General features: G+C 36.2%; 7 protein-coding genes. 2 read left to right on the top strand and 5 right to left on the bottom strand.

Annotated features, from left to right (window positions below):
• Positions 1-189 precede the first annotated feature (189 nt).
• Positions 190-2343 carry a 5'-nucleotidase C-terminal domain-containing protein gene (locus V179_RS0122745; protein WP_034302333.1) on the top strand — a complete coding sequence of 718 codons (2154 nt, stop codon included), beginning with the start codon at positions 190-192 and terminating at the stop codon, positions 2341-2343.
• Positions 2344-2392: 49 nt separating this feature from the next.
• Complete coding sequence (locus V179_RS0122740; protein ID WP_161632358.1) at positions 2393-3403, top strand: nuclease-related domain-containing protein; 1011 nt, start codon at positions 2393-2395, stop codon at positions 3401-3403.
• 151 nt (positions 3404-3554) lie between these two features.
• On the opposite strand, the gene V179_RS0122735 is transcribed toward V179_RS0122740, so the two are convergent.
• The 5 genes from V179_RS0122735 to V179_RS29320 all read right to left on the bottom strand — a co-directional run bounded on the left by V179_RS0122735 (position 3555) and on the right by V179_RS29320 (position 12603).
• Positions 3555-4460 (bottom strand): S-layer homology domain-containing protein, encoded by a 906-nt coding sequence (locus V179_RS0122735; RefSeq protein WP_028393504.1) that lies wholly within the window; start codon positions 4458-4460, stop codon positions 3555-3557.
• Positions 4461-4720: 260 nt separating this feature from the next.
• Positions 4721-6388 (bottom strand): hypothetical protein, encoded by a 1668-nt coding sequence (locus V179_RS0122730; RefSeq protein ID WP_028393503.1) that lies wholly within the window; start codon positions 6386-6388, stop codon positions 4721-4723.
• 262 nt (positions 6389-6650) lie between these two features.
• The gene (locus V179_RS0122720) at positions 6651-8783 is read right to left on the bottom strand and encodes a choice-of-anchor I family protein (protein WP_028393502.1); all 2133 of its coding nucleotides are present in this window, start codon (positions 8781-8783) and stop codon (positions 6651-6653) included.
• A 407-nt stretch (positions 8784-9190) separates the two neighbouring features.
• Positions 9191-10456 (bottom strand): polysaccharide deacetylase family protein, encoded by a 1266-nt coding sequence (locus V179_RS0122715; RefSeq protein ID WP_028393501.1) that lies wholly within the window; start codon positions 10454-10456, stop codon positions 9191-9193.
• A gap of 866 nt (positions 10457-11322) precedes the next feature.
• Positions 11323-12603, bottom strand: coding sequence for an S-layer homology domain-containing protein (locus V179_RS29320; RefSeq protein ID WP_051405098.1), 1281 nt, complete (start codon positions 12601-12603; stop codon positions 11323-11325).
• Positions 12604-12735: the final 132 nt, after the last annotated feature.

Genomic DNA, 12735 nt, shown 5'->3' with positions numbered 1-12735 from the left:
CTATTTAGAATAAAGTTGCACATCTTTCAACAGGTACTTGATATCCCTTTATATTGTTAATTTCCTGTAAATTTTTCAAAAATATTAAATTAGTAGATGTTATTAAGGCAAAATTTATTATAAACTACACATGTCAAACTCTTTTACGTATGGTCGAAAATAATGTTTAGGAAAAGTGAGGTTTGAAATATGAGCTACAGAACAAAATCATATCGTCAATTTATAGCGACAGCAGCTGCAGCAACACTGATTACAGTTGCCTTGTCACCAACTTCTAATGCTGCAACCCCTGAATTTACAGACGTTTCTAAACGTTATAAAGAAGCGATTGATTATGTTGTATCTAAAGGAGCTAAGGGTATTACCAATACTTCTTTCGGTACTCAGAAATTCATTACACGAGCTGACGCAGCGATACTTCTATCAAATGTTCTCGAACTGAATACAGAGCACGCTCCTAATTCTGGATTTACTGATGTACCAGCTCGTGCGGTTCAAGCAGTCAATGCATTAAAAGCAATTGGAGTTACTGCAGGAAAAACTGCCACTAGTTTTGATCCTAACAGTCCTATTACTCGCGGAGAATTAGCCATTTGGATTCAAAAAGGCTTTGAACTGACTGGAAAAACAAATCTTAACTTCACTGATGTTTCAGAACGTTATCAAACAGCAATTGAAACTTTAATTTCTAATAAAATTTCTGAAGGTACTTCCAAAACTTCATTTGGAACTACTAAACTAGCTACTCGTGGTGATTTCTCAATCTTTCTTCAAAAGTCAGCATCTGTAACTGGTTTGGATGATGAAGCCTATAAACTATCACTCATGCATACAAATGACACACACTCCCATGTGGAATTAGTAGCGAAGAGAGCTACTACAATTAATGAAGTTCGTGTCAGAAAGTCGGAACCATTGTTGATCGATGCTGGAGATGTAATGACTGGCACACTGTATTTTAACGAATTCCAAGGCAAAGCTGAATTAAAGTTCATGAATGATATAGGTTATGATGTCATGACATTCGGAAACCATGAATTTGACCAAGGTTCTAGTAATGAAGGTCATCAATGGCTTGTCGATTTTATAAAAGAGGCGAAATTCCCATTCGTAAGTGCCAATGTGGACTTCTCTAGCGACAAATTATTTGATGGCTTGCAAGAAATCGGAACATATTCTGACAATCCAGAAGACGGAAAAATTTATAACGGAATCATTAAAGAAGTAAACGGAGAAAAAGTCGGAATCTTCGGCTTAACAACTGCAGAAACAGTAGAAATTTCAAGTCCTAAAGATATCTCCTTTAAAAACTATATTGAAGAAGCGAAAAATTCCGTTAAAGCTTTTAAAGAGTTAGGGATTAATAAAATTGTTGCCGTTACACATCTCGGATACAATGATAATATTGAATTCGATAATGATTTAGAGCTTGCAAAACAAGTTGATGGTATTGATGTAATCATCGGTGGTCATTCCCACACTGTATTAGAAAAACCGACAGTCGTTTCGGAAGGTAAAGCCGAGCCAACGATTATCGTTCAAACGGGCGAGTATAATAATTATGTAGGAACACTTGATGTGAAATTCGATAAAAATGGTAAAGTAATCGGACAAGCAGGTAAATTATTAAGTGTGAAAGAACGCGCTGAAGATCCAACAACAGCGATTGCCCTAAAACCGTATGCAGATAAAATCGCCGAAATTCAGGCGGAGTCTATTGGAGTCACAGCTGTTGAACCATTGAATGGAGCACGTAATTCAGTTCGTACAAGTGAAACAAACCTAGGAAACTTGATTACGGATGGCATGTTAAGCACTGCAAAAACGATTAACCCTGATACAGTCATTGCCATGACAAATGGTGGCGGGATTCGCGAGTCTATTGATGCAGGTGATATAACGATAGGGGAAGTCCTAACTGTTATGCCATTTGGAAACACTTTAGGTATCATGAACCTAAAAGGATCTGAAATTATTGAAGCGCTAGAACACAGTGTAAGCCAAGCACCTGAGGCATCTGGAGGCTTCCTGCATGTTTCAGGCATGACATTTAAATATGATAGTAGTAAAAAAGCAGGTAACCGAGTTGTGGAGGTAAATATTAAAGGTGAAGACGGTAAGCTTTCTCCTCTTCAAAACGATGAGTCCTACATCGTTGCAACGAATATTTTCACGGCTAAAGGTGGAGACGGATTCGATACATTCGCTAAAGCATATGCTGATGGTCGTGTGAGTGAGCCTGGTTTCACGGATTACCAAATGTTTATTAACTACTTAAAAACGTTCGAGACTGTAGACCCTAAAGTAGAAGGCCGCATTATTGATGTTTCTGCTGCGAAATAAATCGTTCAATTTCTCCTCCCGGGAATTTATATGCCCGGGAGTTGTTTTGGTGTTACAAGAATACTTAATAGGAGCAACGTATATGGTCGTTAAGCAACGGATTTTACCAATCTACCTTCAGAAATTGCAGGCTTTAAATAGACGATTACCGTTTGATCATCCAAAAAAATTGGAGATACAAGCCGAAATTTCCAAAAATCAAGCTGGCTATAATGGCGAGCAGTCCCTAGATTATCATTTAAGTTTTATCTCAAATACGGGCCACCTCATCCTGCATAATGTAAGAATATTAGGCGAAAACTATTACTTTCAAATTGATACCCTCATTCTGACCCCTCGTTTTTTCTTAATTGTTGACGCAAAAAATTACTCGGGTACTCTACATTTCGATTCTACTCATAGCCAACTTACACGAACACTTCCTAATGGGAAAGAGGATACTTTTCCCAATCCAATTCCGCAAGTTGAAAGACAAAAGCTTCAATTAAAACTTTGGCTTAAGAGGAACAAGATACAATCCATTCCACCGATAGAGTGTATTGTAGCGATTACTAATCCATACACCTTAATAAAGACCGCTCCGAATGATTCTCTTACAAAGAGAATCGTAATACATAGTATCCACATCCCTAGTAAAGTCGATCATTTAAGTGATAAGAATCAACAAGTTATTTTTACGAATAAAGATCTCCGTAGAATATCACGATTGCTTATGAAACAAGATGAACCATATGATCCTAATATACTTGATCGATTTGGTATACACGCGGACTCACTCTACAAGGGCTGCCATTGCCCACAATGTTCTGCACTACCAATGAATCGATTTCGCGGAAAGTGGGTTTGTATGAGTTGCTCCTTTTCATCCAAAGATGCCCATATTTCCGCTTTAAAAGATTACGCTCTCCTCATACAGCCTACGATAACGAATCAAGCACTCCGGGACTTCCTCATTCTCCCCTCTACATCAATTGCTTCCAAACTACTTACTTCTATGAACCTCAATCATTATGGGACAACGAAAGGGCGGGTATATCAGCTTACGTTTGATGAGGAATAGTATGGTATATGGGGTTTTCGATTAATTATTTGATTTTGGGATTAATTATGTAGGGTTTTCGATTAATTATCAGATTTCTGGATTAATTATCAGCGAAATCAGATTAAAAAAAGACAAGCATTCCGTACTCTCGGAACGCTTGTCTTTGCTATTATTTATTAGTCTTGTAGTTGAATGGTAACTCAAGATCATCGATATAGATTGTACCTGCTTGCCCAGCAAAATCAGTATGTGTAAAAGTTAAAGACATACGGTCCTTAGAAAGGACTCCATTTTTCGCTGCGGAAGTTACATACTTGCCATCTTCCAATTCAGCAATAACAAATAAATAATCAGTCAAATCTGCTGCTGTATAATCTTCAGGCACAGCTTCTGAAAAGTGAATACGCATTGTTTTGGAATCAATTAAATCCGCTGATACGATGCTACTATATTCTCCTTCTAAACTAAACATAATAGAATTGTATAACAGATTAGCAAAATCACCACGTGTAATATTTTGTACTGTACCATAGCTTGTAGCCGTCTTACCAGCAGCAATACCAGATCCGTAAAGTGCTTCAATATGCTCCTTAAATACCCCACCTACATCTGTAAAAGGAGTTTCAATTGCATATTCAGATAGATCAAAGCTAAGATTCAAAAACTTCGCCATTGCACCGCGTGTTAATGGTTTCGTTGGTTCATAACGGTCTGCCGTCACACCAGAAACAATCCCGGCTTCTACAAGTGCGTTAACTGAGCCTGCAATACGTGGAAATGTATCTTTAAATCCTGCATTCGGAGCGCTCTTTGTATCTAGCTCTAATGTATTAGCAAGAATGACCGCTGCATCGCCTCGAGTTAAATTTTGACTTGTACCAAACTTAGTCGGAGAAACCCCATTAATAATCCCTACTGTATATAAGAAATCAACTGCTTCTGCATAACGTGAACCTACATCCGTAAACGAATAGCTTGGCTCATAATTAGATTCTGCGTGAGCAGGCGTTGCAGCCGTTGCAACTAAAGCAATTGTCGCAGCAGCTATTATGTACTTCTTAAAAGACTTAAACATTCAACTCATTCCCCTTTCAATCCTATAAAACTATCATTTCTCAAACCATACAGATTCGTTACAATCTTGTAATATGTTTGTAATGTGATTGTACCAGTGATTATCAATTTGGAATAGAGTGAAATTATTACCATTTTTGAAATATATTTTCAGACTTGTCCTCACTACTCCCATCTATATTTTAAATCACAAAAAATGGCATCAGCCTTTAATAAGGTGATGCCAAGTGGATATGTTCGATCTAACAGTTTTCACACCTTTTAATCCTCTTTAACAAATGTAGGGTAACTAAACCCTTGCCCCTGAATTAGTTCTAAAATATCGGCTCTCAGTGGTTGTTTCATGCTTTTAAGATATAATAATTTCGATTCAATCATTTTATCGAAAATTTCACTTCTATCCATGCCTATTTCTGCAAAAAGCTCCTGACTCAAAAGAAGATCGACTAATGTCAACCACGGATAATCTCTTCCATTAAAGATCATTTCCCCGTTTATTTGATACCATAAATCTCGATCTTCTCTAATCCAGTCGGGATATAAAGCTTCAATCCCCTGCTTGATTGCCATGGCCGTATCATAATAACGCTTATCTTTTGTCTGCTGATAAGTTTCAATAAGAAAACGCATTTCGCCAAGAGCGTGGTTCAAGGAAACATGAGTTTTCTTACTTCCTTCAGCATAGTAGTCTGCGATTAAATATCCCGCATCATTTATTCTGATGACATTCCCAATACTTTTCTGATCAACTAAAAAATCGGCGTATTTCTGATTAGCTGAAGCAAGCTTAGGGATAGCAAATAATTCACCCGTATTCTTTAAAAATAATGCCACGTTCTCATTATGCCTTGTATCGATATATGGAGCAGTCGTACCATAAGCATTTTTCAACCATGAACTCGTGTACTCCGTTTTAAAAACAGGTACGTCCCCCGCTGTAACCGCACCATCTGAAAACACATCCAAATCTGCAACAGAATTGAAGACTAAATCATAAAAATACCTTTCATTTGTCTTCTTATACTCATCTAAGTACTTACTCCCCTGAATATTACCCAAATTCCTACCAAACGCCATTTTAAAGCCAGGGTCTACAGACCAAGGAAGTTTCGAATACACTCCATCTGCAGTCAACCATTTATTAATCGTTGTATATTCCTGAATACTTTTCGTAAACCAATGATCGATGTTTTTACGATCTTTAAATAATTGATCATTCGCTAACAAAATCCAGTTTTCAGAAATTGCCGCTCCTGGAACTTTTAGATTTGTTCTTAATAAAACTTCATCTTTCCCTGCCGATATCTTGTAGCTTTCCCATTCTTCAATAAATTCCCGAACGGTTGACTTTTGCCCATTCGAATACGTCTTCTCTCTATTATAAGAAGTGTAATTTTTACTGATCATTGCTGATTGAAAGGACTTGTCACTTTTTTGCACTTCTAACATTCCTATCGGATGTGAGGATGGATCGGTCCCAAATGTATTATTATGTTCTCTCTTCACTTCTCCATATTCATCATAACGGATTTCATGATGTGATACTGAATCTGCAAATGGTAGCTGTACCGATGCCCGATACTCAGCTTTACTTGTGTTATGTATTTTTGTAAAAACAAAAACATCCCCGTTATCCAATTCTCTGAATGTAACGTTCAAAGAACCGACCGATTGATTTTGTTTGGAAATATCGTATATATACTGATAATCGGTAGACGATATATGTTTGAACTCCGTTTTTTTATCATAGCTTAACGTCATATCTGCTTCATTTACCTCTATTTTCACAGATTTTAAGCTACTAGGTAACTTCAATTCTATTGAGTTATTCGTCTCAACAGCATCTTGTTTCATTTTGCCAACATATATTAGCAAAAAGAAAATAAATAGTATAAACACTATACAAATAAGTACTAGCCTTTTTTTCATAATACCCTCCCAAACCCTCACAAGACATTGATACATATTATAACAAAAACAGGATTTTCAAGCACCACCAAGGATTTCACCTTTTACTTTATGCTTCTTTTTGGATATTGAAGATTCATCACCTAGGCTTACATTACTCACCATATCTCCCCTCTTACATTTGTCTTTCTCGTTTCTGGGCTATAAGAATTCACCCAAGCAATTACCAACAGCAAAATAAAAAGCTCTGCCTTCTATCAAACAGGCAGAGCGAAATGGAATCTTATTTTTCAATTAATTGGGCTAATACAGTTGAAGCTTCTGCACGAGTTAAAGATTGTTTTGGATGAAAGCTTCCGCTACTTCCTAACATTAAGCCCTTTGATTGTAATGCATATACAGCTTGTTTTGTATCTGCATTCATCTTTTTATCATCTTTGTAAACGGTCGTTTTACTTACATCAAAACTTTGACCATTTTGTACTAAGTAATTGTAAATCGCAAGAGCAAACTCTTCTCTAGTAATCGATTTATTAGGAGCAAATGTTGTCTGATTGACCCCTTTAATGATTTGTTTTTCAGTTGCCCAAGCAATTCCGTTCGCAAACGGAGAAGAAGAATTTACATCCTTATATGTTGGATTTGTTGACGCTTTTACGCCACCAGCTAATCGATTTAATACAACCGCAGCTTGTCCTCTTGTAAAGCTTTTATTAGGTGCGAATGTTTGTTCAGTTACACCACTAAATAATCCTGCTTTTGTTACTGTGATAATTGAATCTTTTGCCCAATGTTTTTCAATATCTTTAAAGTTTACTGTAATTTCTGGTGCTTTCTCCTCTTCGGCAAGTAGATTCAATACGGTCACTGTTCCACTTACTTCATGACCGACAACTAATTGAGCATTGCTACCTGGCACAAAAGCTAATCCTTCTGGTGAAACATCACCAGCAATATCTTCACTAAAGTCACGTAAATTTAAGTAATCAACAAATTTAACATTGGATGGATCTGTAACATTGTACATCATTACTCCACCAATACGTTCTAAACCGATAAATGCAAAGATCTCATCACCGATTTTCCCTACTTTCACATCTTCCGGTTCAGGTCCTTTTTTACCGCTTCTATTATCTAGCTTCACATTATCATTACTGGAATTGAAGTATTCAGGGTAAAATTGTGCTGTAATTCGTTCAAAATCACTACCGCTATCATACACGACTTCCATTGTATCTGCGTCAATGATCGAGAATGAGCGTCCACCAAAAATGTATTCATTCCCTGACTCAAAACCATCATAATCAGTAGTATCGTAGAAGACAATTTCATTGCCATCTACTTCTTTTTCGATTTCATTTAGGTGGAAGCTCTCCGTATCTTCCTCGCCCCATTCACGGGCATCGCCTTCATTGGCAGTGACAAGATAGTTTTTCCCATTTACACTATATGTCGTCATTCCGTCAGGCATATAAATACCGAAGTAGTTTTCGTTTTGAATTTTGATTTGTTTATCTTTGCGTAAATCGATCTCATTGCCTTTCACACTAAAATCTTTAAATCCTAGTCCATCAATGGAAACGACTTCACTAGAAGTAAGGTTGATTTTCGCAATTGCATTATTTTCCTGTAATGTTACATATGCATATTTACTATCATCACTAACTGCAATATATTCAGGTTCTAGATCAACGGAAGGTGCCGTATCTTTCTTTAAAATCACTTGTTTTTTTACAAGTCCCGCACGCTTCTCTGCGCTATCATAGGCTTCGAAAGTGATGGTTTCAGTTTTTGTATTTTTAAAGCCTTTTGAAACATCTATGACAGAAATCGTACCTTGTGGATCGACAATATTCGCCCCATATCCACCACGAGGTTCTCCTTCATTTGCCGTTAAGGCTTTTGTACCATCAGGAGAAAAAGTAATGTTATCCGGTTGTGCACCAACCTTCACGGCATTTAACAATTTCCCATCACCCGTTAAAAACACTGCGTATCCATAATCATTATACCCTTCAGCTTGTACAGACACAGCAATCACATTTTCATTTGGGTGAACAGCAATACTTGTTAAATCGCCATATTGGAAATTTGCATCAACGGCCTTTAATAGTTCAGCAATATCAATTGATAGAAATGGTTTTAATGCAAGGGCAGATTTATCACTATATTTCAATGAAATAGCCTCTACCTTTTTCGTCTTGCCATTTACTACATATGTAGAATGATTATGTTTATTATACGAAACAATTTCCGTTGTTCCACCATCTGCGTTTTGAACACCTGAATCATAACGTGCATCTAATGATAGCTTATACTCGTGATCTGCCGCGTCAACCAAATTTGAAGGTGCTACCACTACCGCTCCCGCCATACTTAAAGCAAATAGTGATTTTGAATTAATATATTTCGACATTAATTATGTACCATCCTTTTCCTATTTTGTAATAGTTTAATAGAATTTTGTTAAGGTGATATTAAGTGAATCTTTAGTTTTGTAAACTTCAGATAAATCTGACTAAAAACATATTCCATAATTCGGTGATCCTCTTCTTAAGTAGATTGTCAAATGTGAATCCAGTAGTTCCTTCACCTTCAGTAACTACTTGACACTACTAATCTTGATATATTAAGGATTCTTTGGACTTTATATACTTCAGGATAAGAAGTACTATTAGCGGTTATTAATTGCATTTTAATAAAATACTCAAAAGTTAGTAAACTTACCATCCATGCTTGATATGGATATTTTCCAATTAACTTAAAAGAACTGCGGAGATTTCTCTCCACAGTTCATCGTTTCGCAGTATGTTTGGTCATTCTTCATTCGTCCCAAGATTTAATCGGATTTACTAAAGGATCTTTATACGTCCCATTTAATTTATTAATGAAATCATTCAAGCTATGTCTTGGTGCGACACCTTGTCTTTTCAATGCATAAGGATTATCTCCTAGTTTGACATTACCAGTTTCAGTGGTGAAAGCGAGCTTGATTCCTGCTTTACTTATTGCACTGATTGTTTCTTTATCGTATTGTCCCCATGGGTAAGCTAAGTATTGAATATGTGTAGGGTCATCATAAACTTGTCCAATATGAATCTTGCCTTTTTCAGTATCTTGATACACTTCATCATAGGTTTTACTAATAAGAAAGGGAATAAGCGAAATCGGTTCTCTTAAATGCATACAGTAAGTATGGTGTTGATAGTCGTATACATCTGTAGTTAATTTCATTTCATTAAAGCCTACATATTGAAGCGTATTTTCATCCCAAGGCTTTGCGTATGCATTAGTCCTACAGCCAATGATAAACTGCGTCGCCTTGAAATTATTTTTTTTCAGAATAGGATAGGCTTCTGTAACAGTTGATAAGTATCCATCATCAAACGTAATCACAACCGTTGTTCCAGTTAGATTCATGTCGTGCAACAAATAATTTTCTAAATCGTTTATTGAAATAGTACGATACCCGCTTTTCTTTAAATAGTTCATTTGCTGTTCAAAGTCTGATACGCGTACGACCATATTATTACCTTTGAATTCAGTTAATTCTGGTTGAACGAGCATATGATGATACATTAATACTGGAATACCTGGATCTTCATTCACACTAGCGGATGGAACGAATCCCATTTCCCCGCCGATTTGAACTCGGTACCAATCTTTGTTTTTTGAAAGATAAGGATATCGAATATTTCTATTGATGACCCCGATAGATCTCCTGCTTTTGTCCATATTGTCGTAAATAACCGTTTTCCGTTTTGTAATAAAAGTGGAATTTACAGTTTTATTAACAATATCTAAAACTTGTTCTTTAGATGCTGAAACGGTCTTCACATCTGTCTTCTTGATATAGCCATTGCCATTGCCAAATTTAATATAATAATAATTTGCATCTGATGAAACAATAACAAACTTCTGCCCAGACACTAGTGAGCCAACTTCAATCTTCTCACTTCCTATAAAACTATAAACAGGCGTATCCTTAACAACTTCTATATAACTCGTATTAGCAGCAGCTTGGCTAGTAAAACAACAAATTCCTGTGACAATTGCTACTATGATGAAACTCCTAACTAATTTATGCAATGCGAATCTTTGTCCCTTCTAATAAAAAGTGAATTAATTATTATCCCTATAAATTCCTTTTTATGTTTTATGCAGTATATATTACCTATGAAATTATACCATCTAAATGGTATATATTTTCAATTCCTTTCTAAAAATTAGGTTTATTTTCTCTAAAAGTAGATATAATTACACAAAAATAGCATCAACTGTAGTTAGTTGATGCCTCGTCGAAATACCCATTCATATTATTCTCTTTAACCTTAGCATGTGCTCCTTTTGCGGGATGTTTAACTCGCAAATGAATGACCATGTAGATGCACCCCTTACTTACAGGAAGTTCCACTCATTACTGATTTATGTAGGTTATTAACTGGAATTTATCCGTTTAATCAACCAACAGCTACGAAAAACACATTAGGAGAACTAATCATTTCTTTTAATATCTAATTCTCCTTTTTTAATAAATCTTTCACCGAGATTTGGGTGTTACTAAACCCTTGCTTCCGAATCTAGTTCACTGTTCCTTCCAAGGTGATTCATATTGTCATTTATTTACCATGCAAGACTCCCATTTTACGTGAACAATTAATAGATAGTTTTCGTTTGGTCGGAGATTTTGTTTTTGAATAACTCTCATCGATCAATCATCTGTGATCGTCACTTCGATAGAGGAGTCTCTGCGGAACCTAAAACCTAACAACCCGCTCTATCTTTACAACAAAAGAAAAAAGCCCCACAGATTTCTCCACGGAACTTTAATATTATGCATAAAATATCATTCAAGTTAAATTGTTCTTTCATTTGAAAAGTTAGAGAAAAAATCGAAATTTCTAGCTTTATTTGTCTAACGATCCTCGAGTAGTGACTACATTCACCATTCAACATTATTTATTAGCTTTTAATGCTTGAACCCTTGCTAATACAACCGCAAACTGGGCTCGATTAGTCGAATCATTCACACCGAATTTACCATTTTTATACCCCAACATAATTTTGTTCGTTGTCATGGCGTTTATATATGGTGTTCCCCAGTAGGATGCAGTGGTATCTTTGTAAGTAGGAGCTGAACTGTCACCTTTTAATTGAAACGCAGTACCAATAACCTTAGCTAATTGAACACGAGTTAACGGTGCATTGGGATTGAAATATTCAGCTTTCGTAAAAACTCCTGCTTCTGTAAGTTTTGCAATAGCCATATATGCAGGATGAGTTTCTGGTACATCCTTATACCCAGGGTTGGCAGGGATTGATTTAGTCATTGGAATGCTGTTATACAAGATTCCAGCCACTTCTGCTCTTGTAATCGGCTTCTCAGGGTAAATATTTCCTCTTTCATCGACATTCAGTATTTTATTTGCCAAAAGCATATTTAATTCCTTTTCGGCCCAATGTCCCTTCGGAAGATCATTTGCGGTAGGTTTAGGTTTGGCTATCATTTCTATTAATGCATCACTCATTAATTTGTATCCCTCTTGATTAGGATGAATATTCTCAGGATTCGGAAGGTATTTCTTAGTATCATCGCCAAATTTATCATAAACTTGAACAAATGTAGCACCCTCGGAAATTGTTAGTTGGATCGTTTGATTAAGAGTTTTTGTCAATTCAATAAGTTGCGGCTTTTGTGCATCAGAAAGGTATGGAAATGGATAATAATAACCCATGACGTATACAGAAGCATTTGGATTAAGCTCTTTAATTGTTTGTAGAATCATCGTGTAGTTCTTAGCAAGAGTTTGAAGAGTAGATTTAACAGCAGCAGGATCTAGGATGAGGATATTTTTCTCTGCGTCAAGCTTTGCAATTTTCAATAAATCATTCGCTCCGGCAGATATGGTAATTAAATTGGCCTGTTTAACAGCTTCTCTTAATTCTGATTTCACCGTTAAATCATCCAATACGTTTTGCGTAGTGTAACCTGGAACAGCAAATTCTTTAGAGTATGTAGCCAACGAGTTTTTCCCTTTCAAATAGTCAGCAGTCATATCAGAATAACCACTACTAATTCCTTTTTCGGGCGTCATACCAGCAGCTAATGAATCCCCTAACGATAAATAACGTATGGTTTCAACACCATTCGCTGAGGCAGAAGGAGCCACCAATCCCACTAGTAAAGCAAAGACAAGTACCAAGCTCCATGCTCTCTTTTTACAATTTTTAATCAATTACTCTCACTCTCCTTTTCATCTTGCATTCTAGAATTATATGAGCCTAAGTACTTATTTTATACGAAAATTAATTTTAAGTAAATTCCGAATTTTAAAAATATATTTGCGGTATGATCTTTTCAAGCTTAT

The organism is Bacillus cihuensis (assembly GCF_000504145.1).
Taxonomy (GTDB): domain Bacteria; phylum Bacillota; class Bacilli; order Bacillales; family DSM-1321; genus Peribacillus; species Peribacillus huizhouensis.
Note: the sequence above shows the minus strand (reverse complement) of the source record. Positions and strands in the feature narration are given on the sequence as shown.

Bases quoted from the DNA above. Each gene is read 5' to 3' on its own strand.
- V179_RS0122735 (WP_028393504.1), bottom strand. From the start codon at position 4,460: ATGTTTAAGTCTTTTAAGAAGTACATAATAGCTGCTGCGACAATTGCT.
- V179_RS0122745 (WP_034302333.1), top strand. From the start codon at position 190: ATGAGCTACAGAACAAAATCATATCGTCAATTTATAGCGACAGCAGCT.
- V179_RS0122720 (WP_028393502.1), bottom strand. From the start codon at position 8,783: ATGTCGAAATATATTAATTCAAAATCACTATTTGCTTTAAGTATGGCG.
- V179_RS0122730 (WP_028393503.1), bottom strand. From the start codon at position 6,388: ATGAAAAAAAGGCTAGTACTTATTTGTATAGTGTTTATACTATTTATT.